Origin of the sequence: Thermogladius sp. KZ2Tp1, from assembly GCF_051131135.1 — an archaeon.
GTDB lineage: Archaea > Thermoproteota > Thermoprotei_A > Sulfolobales > Desulfurococcaceae > Thermogladius.
On sequence record NZ_CP151274.1, the window covers coordinates 457,776 to 481,883 of the forward strand.

Genomic DNA, 24,108 nt, shown 5'->3' on the forward strand with positions numbered 1-24,108 from the left:
CGGTTGCTCGCTGGCTAGCCAGTACTATACTTTAGCTTTTTTAAAAATTCATCTACACCCTGGACCCACTCGATATTCAAGACGATAGACCCCTCTTCATCCCTCCTCAGGTGCGAGAACGCGAGAGCCCTCTCCAGGATCTCCTCCAGAGGGGCCCCTGTTAGAGCGCCTATAGTTAACAGGTAGTACTTCGTCGACAACCCTCTCACGTTGCCGGGCATTCTCTTGGCTAGTTCTATTATCCTCTTGGACAGCTCGTAGACCACCTCTTTGCCCGCGTTAGTTATTACCCTGTTGCTGTCCTTGTCTAGAGCGGCCGTGAACCCCCTCCTCCTCAACACCTCTACTAAAACACGGGGCGGGAAGGTCGAGCCGAGGTCCCTGAACAAAGCGTTAAGCTCGAAGGAGGACCCTCCTCTACCAGCCCTGGGTAACCCGGCTAACAGGCTCTTGATCCTGGCCCAGGCCCTCTTGATCTCCGACTCGTATCCGTGGAACTCTATCGATATCCAGTTGTCGTGGATGGTTATAGTGTATTCGCCTACAAGAGCTACGTGCTCGCTTATCCTCTCAGCTATCTTCTCGCAGGGCTCGCTGATACACCTCACTCTGAAAACTCTTTTGACGAGAGGCATCACTGCACCTTCACGAGTACGTAGTTCGTGCTCACCTTCCTCTTGTTAACCTGCCCGCACACGCTGCAGACCAGCCTGCCGCCCTCGTACACTAGCTCGCCTCCGCAGTAGTTACACCTCGCGTACACCACGCCCAGCTGCGGCTCCTTGATGGATAGCTGGAAAACCCCTTTCCCACCTATCACCTTGGCTTTGACCACGTCGCTGACCCTGACAACGTCGAACATGGTCTCCACGTATGCTTGGCTGGCCTGGGAGACGTGTATGACCCCAGTCATACTCACAGGCTTTACAGACCTTTTGTCTTCGACCCAGTAAATTCTCACAAATGCTAGGTCGTCGTTCATGTGTACTACTACACCCTCTACTATGTCGCCTACGCGTGGTACGAGAGTCTTGGCGACAGCGGGTTTTACGCTCACGGACTTCCTCAACTTATCCGCGAAAACCACGCCTACGACGCTGCTCCTGAGCCTCCCACTAGCATCCTCGTACACGCCACTACCCGCTATGAACTCCTCTAGGACCCCCAAGACGTCGCCCGGTGTGACCTTGTCGCTACTCAACCCAGACCCCTCTTTAGCACGACGTAGAACGCCTTGAACCTGTGCACCCTCCTACGGTGGGTCTCGAACATCATCGGTATTTTTAATTCAAGAAAGCCTATTTTAACGACTCCGAAACCTTTTTCAGCAGCATGCGCCCTAACCAGCTCAACGGCCTTCTCCGTGTACTTGTGGATCGAGTAGACGCTGCCCGCGACGTCTAGCGCCGAGCTCAGGAAGCCCATGTCAAGCCCCCGGTTGCTCTCGTACACGCCGAAAGGCGGGTTCATTAAGACCGTGTCAACGCTTACGACGGGGTTGTAGAGGGCGTCGGCGACCATGTAGACGACCCTCCTACAGAGCTGGCGGCTGTGGCGGCAGTGGGCCTCCCTCGCGTATTCCAGCACCCCCTCGTCTATGTCAAGACATATACCGAGCCTGGCCCCCAGCATCAGCGCTCCGAATACGAACCTGCCAGTACCACACCCCAGCTCCAGGACAACGGAGTCCTCAATATCCCCCATCATGTACGCGTCCCAGAGAACAGCCGCAGCGACGTCCGGCGACGTCTCGTACTGCTCCAGCTCTCTCCTTGGATGCGGGTAACGAGGTAGTTTGGAGAGGGCTATTTCGAGGCCCTTCTTGTCTAAACTACCACGGGAAGACGTACTTTTCAACCCCCCAGACAAGCATGGCGAGCTCTCCTGGTGTGAGGACCGGCTTGTGGAAGCCGTGGAAGTCGTCGAGGGGCAGCCTAGGACAGCTCGTGACGACTATGAAGTCGGGCCTGAACGTCTCGTCTATCGTGAGGAGCCTGTCCAAGGTTAGGTAGGAGACGGTCGTCACGACGTACTCGACCCCAATCTTCTCCATCAGCTTGGCGACCATGTTTAGTACACTAGGCCTGAACTGTCCCGGCCTCGCGCCGGCGACCACTACTGCTCTCCTCAAAGCCTGGTTGCGGAGTTTGACTACCGTGTAAACCCTCTCCCTGATCAACTTGCGTGCTTCTACTGATGGATCCCAGACCTTCCCCCTGTAGGGGTCGTAGGCCAGCAAGTTGTCGGTATATAGGGCCGCGCCCAACGCGTGGAACAGCCCCCCAGAGACTAGTAGGAACCCGTCCACCGAGCCCGCCAGTGCTATTACAGAGCGGTAGTCGCACCCGAGTATAGGTCTATCCTCGGCCTCTCTAACGTCGAAACCCCTGCTGGACAGGTAATCTGCGACCCTCTTAGCCACAAGGCGCTCCGTTAAAGGGCTGACCACGGCCACCCTCCTCCAAGACCTAGACCTCAGCGAACCCTCTATCTCCAGTAAAGACTCGGCGCGGGGTGTCACGTCGTAGTAGACCGGGACGTACACGACCCTCAAGGGGGGCTCGACCTCGGCGAGGGGGTACTCGGCGTGCCCGACGTGGACCACTAAGTCGGGTCTCAGGAGGGCTGTCTCTTCCAGCGGGATGTCGCAAGCACCGAACGAGGGCGACGCCGAGTAGTAGACCTCGACGTCCCTTACCTTCCTTAGGAGGCCTCCTAGGCAGTCGTACAGCTTCTTTAGTCCGTCGGGGGCCTGTAAGAGAACCCGGGGCCTCGAGGCAGGTATCGAAGATAGCTCCTCTACTAATAGGCTCTCCTCAACAATGTAGGTGTCGCATTTCAAGGTACTAACCTTTCGGACTGAAAACGGCTCTTGACAGCGTAGCTACTACTGCCCAACATCTGCCTGGATAGGCTCTATGACCACCCTTGCCGGCAGAGGTAGCTTAGACGCCGCTATCTTCATAGACTTCTTGGCTTCGTCCAAGTGCTCCTTCTTCACGTAGAGCTCCACGATCACGTCGCCGGGGCTGACCCTGGCGGCCAATCCGATGGGTTTGCCAAAGGACAGCCTCATACCGTCCTGCAACCTGTCAGCACCGGCAAACGCCATCATCTTGTTCTCCCTGATAACGTGGTGGGGGTACTTCTTCACTTTCAGGTAGTAGTTGAAGTCGCCCGCCACGATACTCATCCTCTTGTTGATCATAACACGCGCGGCCTCGAGAGCGTTGTGCCTGATCTGCCCGGCCTCCTCCGCCACTAGCTTCAGCACGTACTGGTAATCGCCTTTCGGGTTCCCCATCTCGAACTTCGTTATCTTGGGCTGGGGGACGCCCGGTATGTACTCCTTCCTAGTGTACGGCGGCCCGCTGAAGTGTGTGTAGCACCTCGCCGGTCTCAGAGGCATTTAAGTAGCACCCTAGAGTATACGAGAACCTTAACTAGATTAATAAAGCTTAGTCCGCACATCCCGACTAGACGGCCTACACAGACCACGCCGCGGTTGGAGTCGGCAAAGTCTAGGTTAAAACCCCTTCTACACCTAATTTATATCTACGGTGCGGGGGTGCCCGAGCCAGGCCAAAGGGGGCGGACTCAAGTAGCCCAGGGGAGATCCGCTGGTGTAGGCCTGCGTGGGTTCAAATCCCACCCCCCGCACTAAGTTGGAGGAGAACCGATGAAGGTGCCCCTTATAGCGGCTTTCACGAGGTGTTGCCTCGGCGAACTCCTTCTGTTTACAGTGCTCGTGTCTAGCATAATTTTCATGATACAGCTGTTCTTCACACCCGTCGTAGTCATCGTCAGCGGTCTAAGCTCTATAGTGAACGCCCCGCCGGCGCAACCGGCTAGCGTTGGCGTGTTACTTGCGAACGAGTGCGAGATCCCCCTAGTAGTCTACTGCCCCTCCGTAGCCGAGGGTTCCCGTGGAGGCGTCGAGATGCTGGCTTCTACGGGGCTGTTAAAACTACTCCAGTACGGGGGCGAGCCGCCAACCCGCCTCCAAGCCGAGGTCAAGATCGGCCCGGTGAAAACCAGCGTCGTCATCACGGGCTCCTTCCCTGGAGAGGCGCCGGCGTTGAAACCTGTCTCGGGGTGTAACGAGAGCCTGCACCCCTTGTCGATAGCTTCCTCTAGTGTAGTGCGCGAGTTCGAGAACGTGGGAGAAGTGCTCGTCTACTTTGCTCTAGCCGTACTCCTCCTGGGCTCCCTCTTGCTCGGCTTGAAAAGAGAGGACGACTTAGCGAACACGGCACAGGTAATTAGGGAGCTAGGAGGCGGGAGAGGGTCCGCAGCCGCTGGTCTTCTCCTCTCGATCGCGGTCACGGCCGTGACCGGTGCACTCCTCGGTTTTAGCCTCTCTATAGCTCTGTCGCGTACTCTCACCGTTGTAGCAAAATATCTCCTGAAGGCCCCGATCGTTGTAAGCCCGTACATAAATTTGGCCGGTTTCGCGCGCTCTTACGCTTTGATAGCAGCCATCGCTCTACTACCCCACACGCTCATAGTCAGGAGGGTGACGAGGAGGGTGTACGAGTGAACGTCTTATTGAAACTCTTCTTCGACAAAGACTACTTTGCTTCGGCAGCGGTACTAGCAGTCGTCGTCTCTTTCAGCATGGTCGCTATAAGCATAGCGGGGGGCATTGTACTAGCACCACTAGAGGTCGCTAGAGGGGGTAGCGACCTCCTGGTCTATAACAGGTACAGCTTCGTGGTGACCGGTCTATTACCGAGTCGCTTAGCCGAATACGTAGTCAACAGTACTGGCGGGAGATGCGTCCCTGTCGTCTTAGCTCCCGCGCTGATCAACGACGCGACGCCCGTGGTAGTCCGGGGTGTACCACCAGACAAGGTCCAACAGGTAATTGGTGCAGGCAAGGTTGTCGGAGAGCTGAGAGTAGACGGGTTCAACGCCGTGGTTGGCGCCCGGGTCTCGAGCAAGCTGGGTGTCTCTCCCGGGGAACTACTCCTACTGAGAGGGGTTTTGAACAACAACGCTGTAGCAGTCGAGGTCTCCGGCGTTTTCGAGACAGGGACTCTACTGGACGACGAGGTGCTGACGAGCCTTGATACAGCCAGGCTTCTAAGGGGCATAGGCGTAGGCGAGTACAGCGTCTTGACGTGTAGTAGCCTAGACGAGCAGGCGACCAGGCTATTGGAGGCTATCGCGGGCAACACCAGCGTGGGTTACGGGCTCAAGGTAAGCATACCCAGCTGGCTCGTCTCCCTGTTCGAGTCGCAGAGAGGGGGGTTCAAAGGAGTCGTGTCGATCAAGGGTTTCGGCGACGTGGTCAACTTGAGTAGGGAGACGAGTCTCCTCGGGATAGCCGGCTCCTTGATACTCTCGACGGCCGTACTGGTCGAGACCTCGTCATACTACTTGAAGGCGAAAAGGAAAGTCCTGCACACGATTCTCGAGGTGGTGCTTGATACGAGGAGGGTGAGGTTTATGGCCGCAGCCTCCCTAATAGCTTTGTTCGTGTCTGGGTATGTTCTCGGGGTCTTGCTTACCTGGCTTCTCCACGGGCTATTGCGCTTCCAGGTGCTGTTCCACAGTATCAGCCCCGACCCGCAGCCCGACAACACTTTGCTGTACACCCTGGGCCTCGTGGTGGTTCAGTCGCTTATCGTGTTGAGAGGTGTCGGCAATATTGGAGAAGAGGCCTAACGGCGGTGTCCTGCTTCTACTATTGGCCGTCTCAATCCCGCTCCTAGCAAGGCTCGCACTCTACATTACCTGCAGTACTTTTTTCTCGACCGACGTGTGGGGTATTCTAAGGAACTCGCAGGTGTTGAGCCAGTATTCACCTATTAGCCTTTACTCCAGCGTTTTCGACGGCTACAACAACTACTGGCCAGCAACATCGTTTGAGCTCGCCATCTTCAGCGAGGTGACGGGGGCCGGCCTGCTGCTCTCCGTAGTCACGATAACGAGCTTTATTTCGGCGTCGATCATAACAATTGTCTACTCGTTTAGGAGGGGCTTAGAGGGCGGCCTGGCCGCGGTAGTGATAGGGGCGGCCTTCAACGTCCTGATGATGACGGCCGCCTATACAAAAGAGGGGTACGCCTACGTCCTCCTCTTAATGATGGTCTACTCCCTCGTCGGCAGAGCGAATCTAGGCCCGGTCATACCCGTGGTCTCCGCGCTGGCGCTTCCGTTCACCCACCACCTTACTTCTCTAATCGCCGCCGTCATCCTGTTCTCGTCGTTCTTAGCCCACGTAGTCAGGCTATATAAGCCGCTACCCTACTGGGCGGTGGAGTTTCGTAGGGTTGTCGTCTCCTCTGTCCCGCTACTCGCGTCGCAATATCTGCAGTACCTTGTGCTAGGGAGGTTCTCGACGCTCTCGGTTGTAACGGGCTGGCTTGCCCTCAGCTTAGTCTCCTACGTCGTCGTTTTCAGCCTGGTCGGGCTAGCAATAGGGGTCTTCGTAGTCAAGGTGAAGGAGCGTTTGTTAGAGGCCGCGGCTCTGCTATCCCTTGTTACAGGGGTCGCTTTATCGGGCGTGGTCGCGGAGGTCGTTTACTCCCTAGACACGGTGAGTCTCGCTCTGACAGTGCTCCTCGTTCTAACGGCTCTACTCATCGTGGTCATTAACGCTGTGTCGAGGGACAGGACAACGCTCTCTTCTCTCGCGTGGTTCACCGCTGTAGCAGGCCTGATCGCGTTCTTTGTCGGGGAGGAGATCCCCGGCTACGACTCCATAATCTACAGAGTGGCCGGGTTCATCGTAGTTCTAGCCCCGTTAACCATCAACGGGCACCGTAGGAGGCGTGCTGTTCTTGCGTCCGCCCTCTTCCTCGCGGCGTCAGTCCTCGTCTACGTCCTGACCTTCACCGGGGCAGCGTCTCCCCTCGGGTGGTACTGGGTGTACAGGGAGAGCGAGGTCTACACGGGGCTCTTACTCAAGGAAAAACTTACAGGGTTGAAGGTGTGTAGCGACGTGAAGCAGGGCATGATGCTGAGTGGTTTCTACGGGGTTGAGACGGCACAGATCCCGTGCGGATCAGAGGCCCTGAGACTCTGGTACAGGTACATGGCGACGAACGGGGCTCTCTTGTCCGCCGGCCGGGTTGTAAAAGTGAGTGTGGACCCGAATAGGGTCAACGGTACCGTTTTAAACAACGGCAACGGTTTCCTCTTATTGGTATAGCAGTGTAGCGGGGTAGGGTCAGCCTATTGGAGCTCGTTAAGCTGGAAAAGGTCAGAAAGACCATTAACGGAAGGGCTGTACTCGAGAACGTCGACCTACAAGTAGGGCCCTCGAGGATCGTCGTGATAAGGGGTAGGAGCGGGGCCGGTAAGACGACCCTACTAAAGCTCATGGTCCTACTGCTAAAGCCTGACGAGGGTAGGGTACTGATAAACGGCGTAGACGCGTGGAGACTCGGCACTGCTGCGAGGTCTAGGCTCGTATCGGGAACCATATCCTACATCCCTCAGACAATAGACCTGCTCCCCAACCTGACGGTTAGGGAGAACATAGAGTTGCCGGCCGTTATTAGGGGCTTGAAAAAGGGAAACAGAGAGCTGGCCGTCAGGGAAGTGAGCGAGCTGCTCGGAATACCGCACATGCTTGAGAGAAGAGTGGAGACGTTGAGCGGCGGCGAGAAGCAGGTTGTCGCCTTGGCTAGGAGCCTGGTGACCAAGCCTAGGCTCGTCGTCGCGGACGAGCCCTTCGCCTACGTTGACGATAAGGGTGTAGAAAACCTGTTCAACACTATAAGAGAGCTAAGGGACAGGCTCGGGGTCTCCTTCGTCATCACTACTACGGAGATAAACATCAAGAGCTTCACGGGGGACGAGGAATACCTTTTAACCAACGGGACTCTAACAAAGGTCTAGGGATGATTAGACCCCGACGGCGAGATGAGGAGCTCTATGGTCAGGCCGGTAGTCGCCGTTCTCGCAATCCTCGTTTTAGCGGCTGAGGTCGTTTGGGCTGCCTCGCCTGACTACCTCGCCCAGGTTGAGGAGATAGCTACTAAGTTGAAGAGCCTAAGCCAGGCGGGCGTGAACACCAGTATGGTGGAAGAGTGCGTGAACAACGCCTTGTCGCTCATAAACAAAGGCAACCTGACCCCCGAAGAGGCGGCGTGGGTTGAAGGCAACCTCACCCTGGCCAGAGAGGAGCTGTCGTCCCTTGAGAGCTCGTATTCCAGTTTCGTAACCTGGCGCTACATTACGCTAGCCGGCACAGTAGTCGGCTTCGCGTCCATACCTATAGCTGTGTACTTCCTGCTGCCGCGTGTCTGGGCCTACCTGTGGTTCAAGACTAGGAAGAAGTGGTTAGTCCGCAGGAGGTACAAGAGGTAGTTAAGGCTTATATTAACAACGTGAAATTATTGATTAAGCGGTTCGCTAGGGATTCAGGCTTGTCGATTGACATAGACCACGCCCGCGAGATGATCAAACAAGCCCTAGGCGAGATTAAGAAGGTCTACGTCGGGAAGGAGGGTTTGGTAAAGCTGAGCATGGCAACGCTTCTGAGTAGTGGCCACCTGCTGATCGAGGGCTTACCCGGCACCGGTAAAACCCTTCTAGCAAAGACGCTGGCCAGAGTTATAGGTGGGACTTACAGGAGGATCCAGGGACACCCCGATACGCTGCCCTCTGATATGACGGGCTTCCACGTGTATAGGCCGGACGGTTCGTCGAGTTTTGTGAGAGGGCCTGTCTTCTCTAATATTTTATTGCTCGACGAGCTTAACAGGGTGCCGTCCAGGTCTCAAGCCGCACTCATAGAGGCGATGCAGGAATACCAGGTCACGGTCGAGGGGGTCACCTACTCTCTGCCCAGGCCTTTCATGGTGATCGCGACGATGATCCCCCAGGAGTACGCGAGCGGAGCTTACGGCGTGGTCGAGACGCTGATCGACAGGTTTGCTACTAGCCTGCCCTCGCTCTACAACCCACCCGAGGAAGAGCTCGAAATAGTCTCGAGGTCGGACTACGTGCTACAGCCTCCAGTCGAGCAGGTGCTCACCCCGTCCGACGTGACTAAGATCTCCGAGTTGATCGCTTACTGGGTGCACGTGGAGGAGAACGTCAAGAAGTACATAGTTGATCTAGTGAGCTACTTGAGGAGCTCCCGAGCCGTGCTTTACGGGCCTAGCCATAGAGCTAGCGTCTGGTTGTACAGGGTGTCTAGGACCCTCGCCTTCATGGAGGGGCGGGACTACGTTATACCCGATGACGTGAAGGCCCTCGCGGTCCCCGTCTTAGCGCACCGGGTCAAGATCAGGGAGGAGTTCGAGGTCGAGAGTGTGACCCCGAAGAGCCTTGTCGAAGAGGCTCTAAATAGAGTCCCTGTCCCAAAGTAGGTCGCTCGAAATGCTCGATATACTAGTAGTCATACTACTAGCTGTGACCTCGATCCTCGAATACTTTACCCCGGGCCTATTATCGCTAGTTGTAGCACTAGGCTCGTTCGCGGCTGTACTAGAGGCCTATTACTTTTCACCAAACAAAAGGGGGAGTTTAGACTTACAGCCGTTACTCATTTACGTACCTTTGACCGTAAAAGCGCTCACCACATCGCTCAACACGCCTCTGTGGCTACTTGATCTAGCGTGTCTCGCCGTTCTAGTTCTGGGGCTCTACTCTTCCACAGATGTGGATAAGTACCAGTCTCTCTACAGACCGTATATCCTACCGCCCCTACTTTTGTCAGCTACAGTAGGCGTAATTCTGGGCATCAAGAACCCGTTGGGCGTGTCCGTGGTTGCTGTATACGATGTCTTGTTTTCAGCCAGGCTACTAGAACCGGCTAGTTTAGACAGCGCCGTCTTGGTCTCGATCTACTTTATCCCCCTTTACCTTAGCCCGGTCCTGAGCGTGAACCTCTTATACTTGGTGTATTCGTATCTCGTCTACATGGCGAAAAACATTGCTCTCGATAGCTCGGAGAGGGCAGACGTCATCGTGGTATTTGACACCATAATTAAACCCGTCGTTTACTACCTGGGTGGGCTGGTTTGATACTGCGCTACATGGTAGCCGGCTTGAACATAGTCGTTATCGCTTCTATACTGATCGCGTACGGTGTCGTAACGGGTAGCCAGCCTATCATAGGTATGGGTGCCTCGACAGCAGTTATAGGTGTAGTCCTGATCTTCACCTCGGCTTCTACGAGCGAGAGCCTGCTTTTATCTCTCAAAGAGTACTCTCTGGCGTCGACCGTGGCTATCACGAGTATACTACAAGACGCCGACATGTTGGGTGTGAGACCTTGCTATATGAAGGGGTCGGGCGGGGAGGAGTACGTCGTTTTCTCGAAGAGCGCCCCACTCGCTATTCAAAAACCTGGTGTAGGCTACGCCGATACACCATACATAGCCTTCCCTATATCTGGTGTTTTAGCCGACTACGATAAGCTGGGCGCCGCGGACCTGCGCAGTGCCCTGTGCTCTAACAGAGGGCTCTGTAATAACATAGCCTTATCCGAGGAAGAAGGCTCCGTGAGAGTAGTTCTCTTCAACCTACCGCCCGAGTTCGCTGATCTACTAAAGTACCCCTACAACCCTCTCGTAGGGTACGTGCTCGCAGCCGTGGGTAGGCTTAAAGACCGGGTTGTTTGCCTTGAGAGGGTTAGTCTCGTGGGCGGCAATGCCGAGGTGTTCTTAAGGGTGGGGTAGTGTGAGCGAGCTGGACAGGTTCGTGCGCCTGTATATAGTCTTAACCCTGGTCTTGAATGGCTGGGTTCTGTTTTTAGGCGAGACTCGGTGGGACGTGTACGTTGTACTCAACATCCTCTCGTTCTACATATCGTACGCCATGAACAGGCCTAGTTTTGAGAACAGGAGGGTTGTAGGGGTTCTACACGGGATTCTAATAACACTATTCATAGCCCTGGTATCGTACAGGGTCTACGAGGTCTTAGCGCCTTGACAAAGCTCGCCTTGGCCGTTTTACTCGCTCTTGTCCTCGCGCTCCCCCTCCTAAGCTTAGACCGCGCCGAAGAGACCGGCCTTGACTGCCAAGCCCTCATCGCCTCGCTGTACAAAGTTATGGAAGCCTCCTTGAGCGGTAACAATTCGGCGGGCCTACTAGACCTGTATTCTAAGGCTGTTTTACCACCGCCAATAAGCCAGCTACACGGAAGGGTCGTGGAGGACCTCGCCGACCTACACGATGTCCTCAACTCGGTATTCAACGAGAGCAGCGTCGCCGCCACCCTAGAACATATCGCGGATTTATCAAAGAGGCTGAGAACAGACGTCGAATCGTATGTTGAAACCCTTACAGCATGTAGCGTAGACAAGAGCTCGGCTTCGCTCTACTCGGGGAAGGTCTATACGCTGCTGGACAGGGTCGACAGCCTACTGAACCAGGCGATGGTATACTTAGCCACGTCCAGCTCAAGCAGCTCTATCAAGGTGTACCCGAGCTCGCAGACCCTTGCTCCAGGGGACACCGTGTCGTTTAAGATCGTTGTCCTAGAAGAGGGCGTCTTTAACGGGTCCATAGTTTTGGCTGTACTCCCAGGGCTCGCGACTCTGGTCTCCGAAGAGATCCCCGTTTCGACGGGCGTCAATAAGATCGATGTAAGTATCCCCCCTGCAAGCAAACTGAGCGAGGTGTTGACCGCCGGGAGGTACATTGTGGTCGCTCATGTCGGGATACGGGACCCTATTAATTCGTCGGTCCTTTCACTCCTAACACTAGACCTCTACACAAACAACATAACGGTCAACGTACCCAGGGTTGTGCGGCCTGGGGAGCTCGTCTCGGCCAGCATAGTCCCCGCCGAGGGGTGTTTTGCCTCTATCCTACTGGATCGAGACGTGATCTTCGAGGGCTATTTGAGGGAGGAGGGTGCTGTTGTCACTTTCAGGATCCCCGACAACGCCACCCCCGGAACACACTACCTGGAAGTGAGGCTGGAGCCTGGTTTCAGGTACCTGGGCGGCACAGTCTCGATACCGCTACTAGTCGAGAGACCCGAGATCCCCGTTGTCGTGGAAGCGCCCACAGTGTACGTAGGCCTCTCCAACACGATACCCGTGCTTGTGAGAGCGTTGGGGAACGCTTCCAGAATAGTCGTTGTCACTAGTAGTGGTGAAAGAGAAGTCTCCAATGAGGGTATAACTTACTTAAACGGTGGATTGGGGCTGTTTGACCGTGTAGAGGCCGTGATAGAGGTATACCCAGTAGAGGGCTCCGTCTACCAACCAACGGTACACCGTGTATCGGTACTGTACATAAACCCGCTGACGCTCCTGTCCATCGGCTTGGCTGTCACTTTTGTGTTCCCACTTCTCGTAGTCCACGAGAAGGGGGTGTACTTGGCGTTGAAACGTGTTGGTTCAAGAGGTGGGGGGAGAAGTCTGCTGAGGGGTGTCTCTCGGTTTAGAGACTACCTAAGTACACACCTGCCAGTAGCCGGCCTGTACTACAGGCTTTTAATGGAGTTGGGATTCAGAAAGCCCGAGGCGCAGGAGACGCTTAGGGAGCACTTTGCCAGCCTAAGGATTAACACCGCTATTAAGAGCCTGCTATGGAGGCTGCTCCTGTTGGTGGAGAGGGAGCTCTACTCGCGGGACAAGCCCAAGAGGGAGGAGGCCGAGTCGGTTGTGAGGGAGATTAGAAATGCCGAGACCTAGCCCGCTACTGTTTGTCATGACCGCGTTCTTGCTTCTCACCTCCCTTAGCGTGCTCGTTGTAGCACCCTCGAACATGCCCGAGTCGGTGGTAAACACCGGCGAGGATGGGCTCTCGATGCTCTACTCAGAGTACAACGCCGCGATAATCCTGAGGTATAGCGAGCTCGAGAGGCTCGACCCGAAGAATACTATACTAGTGCTTACATCTGTTAGCCCGTTGGACAGTAACGGCTTGAAGTACGTCGCCGACTACCTCGCTAAAGGGGGCTCTGTCGTCATGTGGGTCGACAACTCCACAGAGGAGTTCCCGAGCCTCCTCAACCTGACCATCACGGTATACAATGGGACACTGCTAGACGAGGTTTCCAAGCACGGCACTAGGTTCGAACCCGTGGTCTTCTCCAGGCCGCTAAACGTAAGTGTCGTTCTCGAAAAACCTCGCCCCATCGAAAGCTGGGGACCGGGTGGAGAGTGTATTTTGCGCTCCTCACCCTTCTCGTACATAGACCTGAACGGCAACGGTTTTTACGACCCTGGCGAACCGATGGACAGCTTCTGCGTAGGCGTCGCGTTCAGGTACCTCAACGGTACTGCGTTTATAATACCGTCCAGCAATATTTTCGTCAACAACCTGTTCAGCCTTAACAAGGACTTTCTAGACGAAATTAGAGGCGGTAGAGAGGTTGTGATCGACCAGACCGCCCAGAGTAGAGACCTGCTAGAGTACTTAAGGCTCGCCGCCTCTACTAGGGGTTACAACAGTTTTATCCTCGTTTTTCTATTAGGGACATTACTAGCCGGAGGAGTATTTGTTGTCAGGCAGAGGTTTTAAGGCTCTAACCGTTTACGTCGCCGTTTCAGCTCAGCTCACTGTGTTTCTATTGGTGCTATTGGTTGAGAGGGACTTCGTCAGATCGTTGGTAGCACTAGTACTGGCATCCGCTACGATGGTTGACCCTGCTTACACGAGCTTCACAACCTTTACGTCGAGTCTTCTCTGCCTGAGCTTGCACCCCCTGTGCCTGCTAGCCAAAGCAGTGTCGTCGGCCGTAAGCGTACTCGCCTACAAGTCCTCTCCCAGCAGCGCGCGGAGCGGTTTTACCGAGATATCCGTCTTCACGGGGATTTTTACACCTATCTACATACTAACGCCCATAAACATCGTCTCAGCGCTCTCCGCACTAAGTACGGCTGCTTTTAGACTAGGCCTGGTCCAGTTCAAGCTAAGTAAGATTGACGTAGTTGCCGAAGCCGATCGAAAAGTAGTGGAACTCGGGGGAGAAGCACGCATTAGGGTGAGGGCTGAGATAGGGGAGAGCGCCTGGTACGAGATACGCGTCGGGGACAATTTCGTTAGAAGGGGGTTAGCGAGCGGGCCTATTGAATACGAGTACGTGGCCAGGGCTACTAGGATAGGCTTGGTTAACATGCTCGTGAACGTCAGGTTCTGTGACATTAGCGGTTTCGCCTGTATTGAGAAACCCGCTATTAAGGTGAATTTCAAAGTCGTCCCCAAGTTTAGAGTAGTTTCCGAGAGAGCGCTAGCTTATCTCAGGAGGGCGTTGAGAGAGACCCCTTCACCTCTCATACTCGTACGCGAGAGGGTCTTACACACCGAGCCCGGGGTTCCGTTAGGGGGCACTACTGGTGCTGGCGTAGGTAGGAGTCTGACAGCTGGACGGGTTGGGGCAGGCTCCCAACCCGCACCAGGAGAAGCGGGCGCAGGGTATGCGGGTTCAGGTATTCCCCTCCGCGGAGAATTAGGAGAGTGGAGTGGAGAGACTATCACGGCTGGGGACGCCAGGGAGTACTACGCTGCGTGGAGATTGGCTCGCAGAGTGTACATTTTGATGCGGAGACTGTTTTCCGGGTTCTACGGGGAATACATCGGTTGCAGAGACTACATCCCAGGCGACCCGCCTAGGAGGATACACTGGAAGAAGAGCGCTAGTAAAGGCAAGCTCGTAGTCAAAGAGTTCTCTAGAGGAGATGGGGGAGGGGTGGCTGGGGGGTCCGGGAGTCTGCTCATAGTGGCTGACTGGGTGGCCTCTAACTACGAGGAGCTCGACAGCCTCGTTCTGACCACCCTTAGCTTGGTCTGGTATGTGAAAGACGTGAAAGAGAGTCTCTACATCTACCTGCGTACACCCTCGCTGAGGGAGTACTTTATATCAGGCTCTCCTCTCGAGTCTCTTGCTGGCCTGATTAGTGTGCTTAGAAGTGAGGAACTGAGCTTGAACTGGGATTTCAGCCCGGTAAACAGCAATTACAAAATGGTGGCAGACAAGATGATGACGCTAGAAGAACCGTTTTTGGTAGTATTCTTGCGGGAGGTACACAGAGTAGAGTCGAGTAGGATATACGAGGAGTTCAAGAGGCTTGTGGGAGATACTAAAACACCCTACATGATAATAAACGGTACGCCGACAATGTTGAAATACGACTTCCTGAGGTTTATACTGGAGTCGCACGGTTTAACAGCCTACAGATTGCCAGAAGTTGTAGAGCCGGGATTGTCGAGAACTGGTTTAAAGGTTGGTGCGCTGTGATCTTGGACGACGAAGTGTTCGCGGTCGTACTGGCTATATCCGTAGTCCTGTCAGTTGTCGGCATAGCCGTCTCTCTACCGAGACCCTCGGAAAACTTCGCGGCGATAGGGCTGCTGAATAAGGAGGGTAAGATAGGGGACTACCCCAGTAACGTGAGGGTAGGGCAGGTTGTTTCTCTCAACGTCTTCGTCTACAACCATCTCGGCTACACGGCCTTATTCAGAGTAGACGTGAAGGTAGGAGACGGGGAGGTACCCTCGAACACCACTCCTTTACCCAAGCCTCCTCTATTCAGTCTCTACACGCTCCTCGGCGACTACGAGAACGCGACAATACCTTTCAACGTGACCTTCACGTACCCTATGGTGAACCAGACGCTGGTTTTAGAACTGTATGACTACTCCCCCGATAACAGCACGTGGGTTTACATGGGCGAGTACGTCTTCCTAAGACTGAACGTGACGGGTGTCGTGCTTTGAGCGGCAAGGAAACTCTCGAGGACTATGTTGCCAAGAAGAAGGCTGGAACAAAAAGTATCTTGGAGGCTTACAGGGAGTGGGCGAGAGGCGACATTGAGCTAAGAGATCCAAACCCTCCTCGCTCGTTCCTAGAAGTTGTCGTGAGGCTCGACTACTCGCTCTGGTTCTGGACAGTGGTATCGGTCGAGGCAGTGACACTCCTGCTGGTTGCCGTATCGAGTACAAGCCCTATTTTAACACCCGCTAGATACTTGTTCGGCTCGCTTTTTGTCCTGTTCTTACCAGGGTACTCGCTGATAAGAGCGCTGTATCAAAGCAGAGAGTTGAGCCCGATCGAAGAGCTAGCTCTATCCATAGGGTTAAGCCTAGCGATAGTCCCCTTAGTAGGGCTCGTCTTAAACTACACCCCGTTTGGGATAAGACTCGCACCTGTACTAACCTCGCTCGCAATACTCACCACCGCGCTAAGCCTACTAGGACTGTACAGGAAGTACTCCGAGATAGTGGAAGTCGTCTATGAGAGTTAAAAACTACTTGAAGAAACCGGTCTTCCTAGCCAGCTCTGTAAAAGAGTCTACGACGTACTTCATGTCCTCCGGCTTGTGCGCCGCTGAAGGCTCGAGCCTGATCCTAGCTTTGCCCTTCGGCACTGTAGGGTATACGATAGCCTGAGCGAATATGTTGTACTCGTCGAACAGCCTCCTCGAGAACTCCTGCGTTAGTTTCTCGTCGTAGAGCATCACGGGTGTGATCGGGTGTCTAGTGTTGCCTAGGTCGAAGCCGGCGTCCCTAAGACCTTTCTGCAGTATGTTTGTATTCTCCCACAACCTCCTGATCAACTCGTCGCTCTCCTCTAGTATCTCGACAGCCGCTATCGCGGCTGCTACGTCGGGCGGGTTCATTGCGCTAGAGAACAGGAAGGGTCTGCCCCTTTGCTTTATGAACTCGATCGACTCTCTGTCCCCGGCTACATACCCCCCTATAACGCCGAAGGCTTTACTCAGAGTGCCCATTTCGAAGTCGACTCTACCGTGCAGTTTGTAGTAGTCGACTATCCCCCTACCATGGTCGCCTAGGACGCCCTCGCCGTGCGCGTCGTCGACGTAGACGATCGCGTTGTATTGCTCGGCTAGCTCGACGATCTCCGGGAGAGGGGCTAGGTCTCCGTCCATCGAGAACACTCCATCGGTTACGATCACTTTGATCCTGTAGTCCTTGACCTCCTCGAGCTTCTTCTTGAGGTCCTCCACGTCCACGTGCTTGTATATCACCTTCGGCGCCCCTGCGAGGCGCATGGCGTCGATCATGCTCGCGTGATTCAGCTCCTCGCTGACGAAGACGAGGTCCTTTCTACCCCACCCCAAGGCGCTTAGAGCGCCCAAGTTAGCGTTGTAACCGCTCTGAAAGACTACTGCCGCCTCCCTCCTCTTAAACCTGGCTAGTTTCTCTTCAAGTATCTCGTGTAGCTCCATAGTCCCTGCTATAGTCCTCACAGCCCCAGCGCCGACACCATAGTCTAGTATAGCCTTGATCGCGGCCTCTTTAATCCTCGGGTGAGCCGCGAGGCCCAGGTAATTGTTGCTACACATGTTCAAGACTCTCTTACCGTTCACGACGACCCATGGGCCCTGCGCTGTCTGTAGCTTGCGTATTGTGACGTAGAGGCCCTGCTTCTTCAGGTTCTCCAGCTCCTCCTTAATCCAGTCTAGTCTCCCCACGTTCAACACCACGCCATATATGTATAGATCGCTGGTTCGGATATAAATGTATTAGACGCAAATAAACGGTTTAAGGGTCCTCTAGCCCTTTCCTCCTAGGGACTTCTTCAGGTTCTCAATCATGTCTCTAGCCATGGACTCGAGGTCCCACATCGGTCTCCAGCCCCAGTCCCTTCTAGCCCTGCTGTCATCGATGCTCTTGGGCCACGAGTCTGCTATTCTCTGCCTCAGCGGGTCTGGCTTGAAGTCTGCTTTGAAGCCGGGTATATACTTGGCTATAGTGTCAGCCAGCTCCTTGGCTGTGAAGCTCATGCCCTGGACGTTGTAGAACCTGACCGTGAGGGCAGTGCTATCGGCCTTCATCAACATCGTGAACGCCCTTACTGCGTCCGGCATGTAGATCATGGGCAGCCTAGTGTCGGGTCTAACCCAGAACGTGTACTCCCCCCTCTTAACAGCCTCGTAGAATGCCTCGACAGCGTAGTCGGTCGTACCGCCTCCAGGCGGGGTCTTCCAGCTTATGACGCCCGGCAGCCTAGGCCCCCTGACGTCGAGGCCGTACTTTAAGTAGTAGTACTCGCCTAGGAGCTCCGTGATGACTTTGCTGATCCCGTAAATCGTCTTCGGTCTCATCACCGTTATGTCACCAGGGTTGTCAGGCGTCTCGGGCCCGTAAACAGCAATACTACTGGGTACTACGACCATGTCGAGCCTGCTCTCCCTCGCTACTTCGAACACGTTTAGTGTCCCGTTGGTGTTGACGTCCCAGGCGAGGGCGGGGTCCTGCTCCCCTCTAGCCGACAACACCGCAGCTAGGTGGACTATCACGTTAACCTTGTACTCTTTGACAACTCTGGCTATCTCATCCCGTCTCAACACGTCGAGCTCGACGTACGGCTCGCCTATCTCTCTCAGCTTGGCCACGTTCCTACCAGAGGCGATCACTCTGTCCTTGCCGTAAAGTTCCCTTAGAGCCGGCACCAGCTCAGACCCTATTTGCCCGGTAGAGCCCGTGACAAGGACTATCATAGCTAACCACATTTTGCTTTAAGCCACCCATGAGAATAAGGCTTTTCCCCTATTCAAGAGTGCCTTTTATGGGAGGCGGCTATGTACTAGACCCCCGTAGGCAAAAGACCTTGTACATACGTGCATAAAGGATATATATTCACACCGCTTATATTAAACAGGGGGCGTTGAGTGTGAGCAGTATCTTTGTAATAAAGAGAGACGGGAGCAAGGAAGAGTTCATACCGGAGAAGATCGTGGTCAGCATTATCAAAACAGGAGCACCGGTAGATGTTGCTCGAAGGATCGCCAAAATCGTCGAGGGAAAACTCCTCGAGCAAAACGTAACGGAGATCTCTAGCAAAGACCTGATGAAGATGGTCCTGGACCTTTTGAAGAGGGAGAACGAGGAGTGGTATAGGAACTGGATCATCTTCGACAAAGCCGTTAAGAGGAGGAAGCCCGAGGCCTGACTTAGGCTGACTTAACTTTTTTAACTTTCCCGCAGATTAGAGAGGAGAGGGTTTAGTCTTGGAGGAGGCGTCCTTAATAAAGAGCCTCGACGAGGTTAAACGAGTCCTTTTCGAACTTCTCAGCAGGGCCCCCGAGCTTAAGGACTTCCTTCACTACGTTGAGGAGGCGGAGTCCGCGAGGGCTCTAGACAAGAAAACCAAGGAGCTCGTCTCTCTGGGTATAGCCATCGCGATAAGGTGCGAGCCCTGTATCCAGTGGCACCTGTACGAGGCGTATAAAGCTGGTGCCACTATTGAGGAGGTCTACGACGTGATCAAAGTTGCCGTTTGCATGGGCGGCGGCCCCGCACTAATGTACAGTCTAAAAGCGTACGAGTACGCTAAACAGCTCTATAAGTAGTTTTTAGTCCATCAACCCATTAACATCCCATCTTCACTACACATTTAATACACACAATTACTTATTAGACATGGAAACTCCCACGGGTGGAGACCTTGAAACTCCTGCGAGTAGAGGACGCTGTAGGGAAGAAGCTGGCAATGGACTACACGATCGTAACACCCGACCAGAAAGGGGCTCTGAAGAGAAGGGGCGAGGTCCTGGAGGCAAGGGACGTTGAGGTAATGAAGGCTAACGGGCACTACTACGTCTACGTGCTAGAGGGCGAGGAAGAGTCTACTGAAGAGGTCTTCGAGACGGATGCCGCGGTCTCCCTGGCAAGTAGTATTACGAGTGGAAATCTCGTAGTAGAGGCTTCAGAAGAGGGTAAAGCCCTTGTAAGAGCCGGCGAAGACGGGCTGTTTATTGTCAACTCCGAGGGGCTGAGAGTTGTTAACGAAAGCGGGTTATTGGTTGTGATAGCACGGAGAAACGGCGTTTTTGTGCGGAAAGGGGACGTGGTGGCGGTCGTTGACGTTGTGCCACTGAAAGTGCCTAGAGCGGTCCTAGAAGACCTGTTGAACAAGACCAAGCCCTACAACCCGGTTCTAGCCCTGATACCGAGTGCGAGACCCAGAGTCGGGGTTCTCGTCGTGGGCACCGAGATCGTGGAGGGCCTTAAGAGAGACATTGCCAGCGGGATCGTCATAAAGAAGCTCGCCGAGTACAACTGTAGTCCCGGTAGAGTTCTCTATGCTAGGGATGACGAGAGGGAGATCGCGCACAAAATAGAGGAGTTGCTCGAGGACTCCGACGCGGTCATAGCAGTCGGGGGCATGAGCGTCGACCCGACCGATAGGACGCCGGTCGCGATAAGAATGGTGGCTGACACGGTAGTAGCCTACGGTATCCCCATGAAGCCGACCACAATGAGCATGGTCGCTTACAAGGGGGACAAGGCCATCATAGGCGTCTCGAGCGGTATAATACACTTCCCGGACCTCAACTTCCTAGACGTAATACTCCCGTGGGTCTCGTCTAAGGCGAGAGTGCCTAGAGAACACATCGTTAGACTTGGCGAGGGGGGGTTAACGGACTACTACCTCGAGAAAATGAAAAAACGTATACGGCGTTGATAAAGCCTTACGATAGAGACTCGCACGGTACCGAGCAGGGCAGCGCGCATGTCGCGCTTGCTACCGACCTCGCAGCGATTCTCGTTGTCCCTACCGACTTGGTTTATCCATAACGAGGTATGTCGAGCCGCGAGCCTCGAAATAAAAAATAGGCGCCGGGGGCGGGATTTGAACCCGCGCGGGGTTTCCCCCACCGGCTTAGCAGGCCGGCGCCCTACCAGGCTAGGCGACCCCGGCAGGCGTTATAGGTTTATCTACTCTAGCTTTTATTAACTTTAATCACTCGCTTAATAAGCCCGGGGAATACCCCCAGACAGAGCGCGAGTAGTACTACGTTCCTAGCCTGGACGACCCACTGGACAGGCGAGTCGAGACTCCACGGCTGGTCGTAGACTGGCAGGTTAAGGCCCAGGTAGAGGTTTGCGTAGTATCTCAGTGTAGAGTCCTTAAACCACATCGGTATTATCATGGTGTTAAGAAAGTCAGCTGTGTACAACAGGAGTAGCTCGTTAGTACCTAGCGTGAACACGTAGAGTAGGGGCGTTAGGAACAAAAGAGACTGAGGCGGTAGGGAGGGGTTTAGCACTACAGCAAGGGCTGTGAACGACGCCATGTAAGTGCTCAGACCCCCCTCCTCTACTGCCCCAGAGAGGGCTAACAAGACGAATAGAGCAGTCGTGTAGAGCCCGACCCAGTACCCGTAACCGTCCCTGCCCGCGAAGTAGTTGAATATCACCGCCAGCCCGTTGTTCAGGCTATTGTCTACCAGGTAAGTAAAGTAGGCCACTAGGCCCGAGGGCGTTAACACCCCTAGCACTATATAGGGTGTGAACCCGGCTACGATAGGTGGATAGCTCAGCTTTACGCCACCGACCGCGTTGAGATAGAGAAGCAAGGAGAGCGGTATGAAGAGAAACGCGTTCACCGAGGAGCCCACGGCCAGCGCGAGCGCTGAATATGTAAGGCGACCCCGCGAGGCGAAGTAGAGCGAGGAGGCCAGCAAGAAGAGGGATACGGTGTCGAGGGAGTACACGGAGTACGCTACCATAGACGGAAAAAAGAACGAGAACACCCTCCTCTGAATAGGCGCGTTAAGCTCGACTGTGAACCCGTGGTATACCAGCGCTGCGGCGACGAGAAAAGGCACCTCTACGGCGGACTGAAGAGTGTAGAAGAAGGCGCCCGCCTGGGGGGTCCCGGGCTTATACCCTACAGCGTTTGACAGGTAGATCATGGAGCTTGCTATCAGAGCGTAGAGAGGTGGCTGGTTTAGCTTGTAGTCCGAGTAAGGTACGGGGAACACGGGTACCCCCTCGCAAACAGCACGCATTACCTGCGCGTTAATCCAGTTCTCGCCTCCAGAGCACGAACTCGCGTAGACCCCGTTGTAGACTGACTGGTAAAAGTCGTCGTAGAAAGGTGCTTGTATAAGCTGTCTCCCGAACAAGGCGGCCGATACTTCGGGAGGCATGTGTATAATAAAGGCCGCCAACCCCGCGAATAGAGCTACCAGCAACACTACTACTCTCTCCCTCAAACGAGCGTCACCGGAGGCTGACTCCCTATATTAATACCCGCCCGATTTATAATAACGCAAGGTGTCGCGTTGCCTAGGCTGAGGCTATACGAGCTTGCCTTACTGGCTGTTATTCTGGCTCTGTCCGCAGCCCAGTTCTACTACTGGGACGCGCGCTTCACCGACAACGAACTGGCCGTTGGCGGGAAAGGCTACGTCTCGGACGAGGTGTGGTATGTCGCCTCTGCTAGAAACATCATGTTAAAGGTATTCCACTTATCCCCAAGAGAAGTGGGGGGCTATGGGTATACCATCATCTATAACGGCACACTAGACAGGGCGCGCGTAGAGTCGTTGGCGAAGGAGTACGGTGTAACCCTCAGGCTTGACTACAGCAAGCTGAACGGGTTCTACGCGCACTCTACGAACCTTACAGCTCTCAACGAGTTCCTAGACGCTGTTAAGAGAGTAGTCAGCGTGGGGGACGTGATACCCGGCTGGATGATGCCCGACGCCTCCGGTATCAACACGTACCTCAATCTCGAACACCCGCCGCTTGGAAAGTACGTTATAGGCTTGACCATGGTGTTGGTTGGGGACTACCCCTTGTACTGGAGGTTGGGTAACATGGTTGCGGGGGTTCTGTTGATCTTCTTGACATTTCTCGCGACAAGGAGGCTCCTACAGGGAAACACTGTAGCGGGCTTGGCGGCAGCCGCTCTCCTGTCCGTAGACCCGCTTGTAAGAAGCCTGTCGTCAATCGCGCTGTTGGACGTGTACGTCTCCTTGTTCACAGCTCTGTCATTCTACCTCGCGCTCGGTAAAAGGTACGGGCTGGCCCTACTCGCCGCGGTTATTGGGGCTCTATTTAAGTTCAACGCACTATTCGCTCTAATACCTCTGTCCTTGCTGTACGCCCGGGAGAGGGTGAAGAAGCGCTTTAACCTGCTAGACTTCACCGCTACCCTGCTAGGGTTCTACATAGTCAGCGGGCTGGCGTTCCTCGCCACACAGATCTTAGCCAGCCTGCCTCTGATCAGCTACTTAGGGTTCACTAACTGGTTCAAGCAGTCAATAACCGGGGCTATAGCCTGGCACACCCAAGTAAAGTGCTCCGGTAACGGCTGCCCGGTCAGCTCTGCTCCGTGGGACTGGTTCGCCGGTGTAAACCCCTTCACGCTCTACTACTTCCCCGGCGGAGCGGCTGTGGTAGCTGTCGGGTTCTGGCCCGTATGGTCATTCGCGCTAGTCAGTACACTAGTCCTGTTGCCAGGGTACCTGAAAGGTAAAAACGCGTTCGCCAAGTCGTCGTGTTGGCTGCTCGGGTTACTTGCGGGCTATGCCCTTTTGTGGGCTGCGGGTGGGAGAACACAGTACAGCTTCTACGCCGTCCAGTTCGCACCGGTAGTCTACACGTCCACGATGACCATTTTAGCCACTTTCAAGAGTACTGACGTGCTGCAAGTCCTCAGATCCTGGAGAGACTTTTTGACCGAAGCGGAGAGGACGGTTGGAAGACTGCTGCTCCTTCAGTAGTGCCCCGGGAAAAATGGCTTGGGGTTTATAAATCTTACCGTACGCCATAGAAGGTTGGTGAGTAAGATGGCTAACAGCATTGCTAGAATGAGATTGATTACAGTCAAAATGCCCGAGATTTACGTCGAGGGGATTGACGAACTGGTCAGGATCGGCAGGTACAGTAGCAGGAGTGAAGTCATAAGAGTAGCGATTAGAGACTTGTTGAAAAAGGAGCTCTGGGTTAGAGACCGGGAAATGAGATAGGGGTTTTTCCTGGTTTACGAGAGCTCTCGTAGTTTCTTTATCAACAAGACGTAAAGGGGCTCGTCCTCTCTCAACACTCTGAAACTGAGCGGGGGCTGGAACCCGGGAAAGATCGTCCTGAGCTCTTCTAGTTTAACCGGCCTCCTGTAAAGCCTAGCCCCACGTATCTCAATCCCAACCGCCATCCTCGACCCTTTGATATACTTGAGGTCGCCCTTAGAAACGCCCGTCTCGCCTCTCAAAGCGATCTCGCCCACCTCCTCCGGGCTCCCTACAAACACCTTGCCAGCGTAGAACTCCCCAACGATCGCCCTCACACTCCCGCTAGAGTACACTACGAAGAGACTGCCTGGTGAAGGCCTTAATCCAAAGAACCTCCTCAACTCGATCTTCTTCTTCCCAGTGAAGATCCTGTGGGTGTATAGAGGCAGTATGCTTATCAAGTACATTTCCATGT

At 54.6% G+C, this 24,108-nt stretch carries 28 protein-coding genes and 2 tRNA genes; 20 read left to right on the forward strand and 10 right to left on the reverse strand.

The genetic code is table 11. The features are described 5' to 3' along the window. Positions 1–14: 14 nt before the first annotated feature. The 5 genes from WLZ34_RS02530 to WLZ34_RS02550 are packed head-to-tail and all read right to left on the reverse strand — an operon-like array spanning position 15 to position 3,409. A complete protein-coding gene (locus WLZ34_RS02530; protein WP_434731746.1) occupies positions 15–635 on the reverse strand; it encodes a DUF2067 family protein in 621 nt (206 codons plus the stop codon). Beyond that, complete coding sequence (locus WLZ34_RS02535) at positions 635–1,201, reverse strand: exosome complex RNA-binding protein Csl4 (RefSeq protein ID WP_434731747.1); 567 nt, start codon at positions 1,199–1,201, stop codon at positions 635–637. The genes WLZ34_RS02530 and WLZ34_RS02535 overlap by 1 nt, the downstream gene beginning before the upstream one ends. Next, the gene (locus tag WLZ34_RS02540) at positions 1,198–1,857 is read right to left on the reverse strand and encodes an METTL5 family protein (RefSeq protein WP_434731748.1); all 660 of its coding nucleotides are present in this window, start codon (positions 1,855–1,857) and stop codon (positions 1,198–1,200) included. The genes WLZ34_RS02535 and WLZ34_RS02540 overlap by 4 nt, the downstream gene beginning before the upstream one ends. Further along, entirely contained in the window at positions 1,832–2,842 is a 1,011-nt protein-coding gene (gene dph2, locus WLZ34_RS02545) for a diphthamide biosynthesis enzyme Dph2 (protein ID WP_434731749.1), read from the reverse strand. The genes WLZ34_RS02540 and dph2 overlap by 26 nt, the downstream gene beginning before the upstream one ends. 45 nt (positions 2,843–2,887) lie before the next feature. Further along, a complete protein-coding gene (locus tag WLZ34_RS02550; RefSeq protein WP_434731750.1) occupies positions 2,888–3,409 on the reverse strand; it encodes a 50S ribosomal protein L16 in 522 nt (173 codons plus the stop codon). A 153-nt stretch (positions 3,410–3,562) separates the two neighbouring features. On the opposite strand from WLZ34_RS02550, the gene WLZ34_RS02555 reads away from it, so the two are divergent. The 15 genes from WLZ34_RS02555 to WLZ34_RS02625 all read left to right on the forward strand — a co-directional run bounded on the left by WLZ34_RS02555 (position 3,563) and on the right by WLZ34_RS02625 (position 16,166). Then, a tRNA-Leu gene (locus tag WLZ34_RS02555) sits at positions 3,563–3,660 on the forward strand. Between the two features lie 19 nt (positions 3,661–3,679). Further along, positions 3,680–4,540 carry a hypothetical protein gene (locus WLZ34_RS02560; RefSeq protein ID WP_434731751.1) on the forward strand — a complete coding sequence of 287 codons (861 nt, stop codon included), beginning with the start codon at positions 3,680–3,682 and terminating at the stop codon, positions 4,538–4,540. Next, a complete protein-coding gene (locus WLZ34_RS02565; protein WP_434731752.1) occupies positions 4,537–5,670 on the forward strand; it encodes a hypothetical protein in 1,134 nt (377 codons plus the stop codon). Before WLZ34_RS02560 ends, WLZ34_RS02565 begins: the two co-directional genes overlap by 4 nt. Continuing rightward, the gene (locus WLZ34_RS02570) at positions 5,654–7,159 is read left to right on the forward strand and encodes a hypothetical protein (RefSeq protein WP_434731753.1); all 1,506 of its coding nucleotides are present in this window, start codon (positions 5,654–5,656) and stop codon (positions 7,157–7,159) included. Before WLZ34_RS02565 ends, WLZ34_RS02570 begins: the two co-directional genes overlap by 17 nt. A 26-nt stretch (positions 7,160–7,185) precedes the next feature. Beyond that, positions 7,186–7,851, forward strand: a complete 666-nt coding sequence (locus WLZ34_RS02575; protein ID WP_434731754.1) for an ABC transporter ATP-binding protein — start codon at positions 7,186–7,188, stop codon at positions 7,849–7,851. A 24-nt stretch (positions 7,852–7,875) separates the two neighbouring features. Next, positions 7,876–8,322 carry a hypothetical protein gene (locus WLZ34_RS02580; protein WP_434731755.1) on the forward strand — a complete coding sequence of 149 codons (447 nt, stop codon included), beginning with the start codon at positions 7,876–7,878 and terminating at the stop codon, positions 8,320–8,322. Between the two features lie 59 nt (positions 8,323–8,381). Continuing rightward, complete coding sequence (locus tag WLZ34_RS02585) at positions 8,382–9,329, forward strand: AAA family ATPase (RefSeq protein ID WP_434731756.1); 948 nt, start codon at positions 8,382–8,384, stop codon at positions 9,327–9,329. A gap of 10 nt (positions 9,330–9,339) precedes the next feature. Continuing rightward, positions 9,340–9,987 (forward strand): hypothetical protein, encoded by a 648-nt coding sequence (locus WLZ34_RS02590; protein ID WP_434731757.1) that lies wholly within the window; start codon positions 9,340–9,342, stop codon positions 9,985–9,987. Continuing rightward, a complete protein-coding gene (locus WLZ34_RS02595) occupies positions 9,984–10,643 on the forward strand; it encodes a hypothetical protein (RefSeq protein ID WP_434731758.1) in 660 nt (219 codons plus the stop codon). The genes WLZ34_RS02590 and WLZ34_RS02595 overlap by 4 nt, the downstream gene beginning before the upstream one ends. A 1-nt stretch (position 10,644) precedes the next feature. Then, the gene (locus WLZ34_RS02600) at positions 10,645–10,896 is read left to right on the forward strand and encodes a hypothetical protein (RefSeq protein WP_428726592.1); all 252 of its coding nucleotides are present in this window, start codon (positions 10,645–10,647) and stop codon (positions 10,894–10,896) included. Beyond that, positions 10,893–12,611, forward strand: coding sequence for a hypothetical protein (locus WLZ34_RS02605; protein ID WP_434731759.1), 1,719 nt, complete (start codon positions 10,893–10,895; stop codon positions 12,609–12,611). The genes WLZ34_RS02600 and WLZ34_RS02605 overlap by 4 nt, the downstream gene beginning before the upstream one ends. Further along, positions 12,598–13,443: a hypothetical protein gene (locus WLZ34_RS02610; RefSeq protein ID WP_434731760.1), complete on the forward strand. Its 846-nt coding sequence runs from the start codon at positions 12,598–12,600 to the stop codon at positions 13,441–13,443. The genes WLZ34_RS02605 and WLZ34_RS02610 overlap by 14 nt, the downstream gene beginning before the upstream one ends. A gap of 49 nt (positions 13,444–13,492) precedes the next feature. Next, complete coding sequence (locus WLZ34_RS02615; protein ID WP_434731761.1) at positions 13,493–15,160, forward strand: DUF58 domain-containing protein; 1,668 nt, start codon at positions 13,493–13,495, stop codon at positions 15,158–15,160. After that, positions 15,157–15,639: a DUF1616 domain-containing protein gene (locus WLZ34_RS02620; protein WP_434731762.1), complete on the forward strand. Its 483-nt coding sequence runs from the start codon at positions 15,157–15,159 to the stop codon at positions 15,637–15,639. The genes WLZ34_RS02615 and WLZ34_RS02620 overlap by 4 nt, the downstream gene beginning before the upstream one ends. Further along, positions 15,636–16,166 carry a DUF1616 domain-containing protein gene (locus tag WLZ34_RS02625; protein WP_434731763.1) on the forward strand — a complete coding sequence of 177 codons (531 nt, stop codon included), beginning with the start codon at positions 15,636–15,638 and terminating at the stop codon, positions 16,164–16,166. Before WLZ34_RS02620 ends, WLZ34_RS02625 begins: the two co-directional genes overlap by 4 nt. A gap of 3 nt (positions 16,167–16,169) precedes the next feature. Here WLZ34_RS02625 and WLZ34_RS02630 read toward each other — a convergent pair whose 3' ends face one another. Together WLZ34_RS02630 and WLZ34_RS02635 are read right to left on the reverse strand one after the other, a co-directional pair. Next, positions 16,170–17,357 (reverse strand): glycine C-acetyltransferase, encoded by a 1,188-nt coding sequence (locus tag WLZ34_RS02630; RefSeq protein ID WP_434731764.1) that lies wholly within the window; start codon positions 17,355–17,357, stop codon positions 16,170–16,172. 81 nt (positions 17,358–17,438) lie between these two features. Then, positions 17,439–18,386 (reverse strand): NAD-dependent epimerase/dehydratase family protein, encoded by a 948-nt coding sequence (locus WLZ34_RS02635; protein WP_428726587.1) that lies wholly within the window; start codon positions 18,384–18,386, stop codon positions 17,439–17,441. 173 nt (positions 18,387–18,559) lie between these two features. On the opposite strand from WLZ34_RS02635, the gene WLZ34_RS02640 reads away from it, so the two are divergent. The 3 genes from WLZ34_RS02640 (at position 18,560) to WLZ34_RS02650 (ending at position 20,353) form a co-directional block, all read left to right on the forward strand. Continuing rightward, positions 18,560–18,838, forward strand: coding sequence for an ATP cone domain-containing protein (locus WLZ34_RS02640; RefSeq protein WP_434731765.1), 279 nt, complete (start codon positions 18,560–18,562; stop codon positions 18,836–18,838). Positions 18,839–18,914: 76 nt separating this feature from the next. After that, entirely contained in the window at positions 18,915–19,238 is a 324-nt protein-coding gene (locus tag WLZ34_RS02645; RefSeq protein ID WP_434731918.1) for a carboxymuconolactone decarboxylase family protein, read from the forward strand. Positions 19,239–19,324: 86 nt separating this feature from the next. Next, positions 19,325–20,353: a molybdopterin-binding protein gene (locus WLZ34_RS02650; RefSeq protein WP_434731766.1), complete on the forward strand. Its 1,029-nt coding sequence runs from the start codon at positions 19,325–19,327 to the stop codon at positions 20,351–20,353. Between the two features lie 153 nt (positions 20,354–20,506). Here WLZ34_RS02650 and WLZ34_RS02655 read toward each other — a convergent pair. Both WLZ34_RS02655 and WLZ34_RS02660 read right to left on the reverse strand, forming a co-directional pair. Further along, a tRNA-Ser gene (locus tag WLZ34_RS02655) sits at positions 20,507–20,590 on the reverse strand. Between the two features lie 22 nt (positions 20,591–20,612). Further along, positions 20,613–21,890: a hypothetical protein gene (locus WLZ34_RS02660; protein WP_434731767.1), complete on the reverse strand. Its 1,278-nt coding sequence runs from the start codon at positions 21,888–21,890 to the stop codon at positions 20,613–20,615. A 69-nt stretch (positions 21,891–21,959) separates the two neighbouring features. Between WLZ34_RS02660 and WLZ34_RS02665 the strand changes: the two genes are divergently transcribed. Then, positions 21,960–23,405 carry a glycosyltransferase family 39 protein gene (locus WLZ34_RS02665; RefSeq protein WP_434731768.1) on the forward strand — a complete coding sequence of 482 codons (1,446 nt, stop codon included), beginning with the start codon at positions 21,960–21,962 and terminating at the stop codon, positions 23,403–23,405. Positions 23,406–23,471: 66 nt separating this feature from the next. Beyond that, positions 23,472–23,651, forward strand: coding sequence for a ribbon-helix-helix domain-containing protein (locus tag WLZ34_RS02670; RefSeq protein WP_428724025.1), 180 nt, complete (start codon positions 23,472–23,474; stop codon positions 23,649–23,651). Positions 23,652–23,665: 14 nt separating this feature from the next. On the opposite strand, the gene WLZ34_RS02675 is transcribed toward WLZ34_RS02670, so the two are convergent. Next, on the reverse strand, positions 23,666–24,106 hold the full coding sequence (locus WLZ34_RS02675; protein ID WP_434731919.1) for a DNA-binding protein: 441 nt from the start codon (positions 24,104–24,106) through the stop codon (positions 23,666–23,668). Between the last annotated feature and the right edge of the window lie 2 nt (positions 24,107–24,108).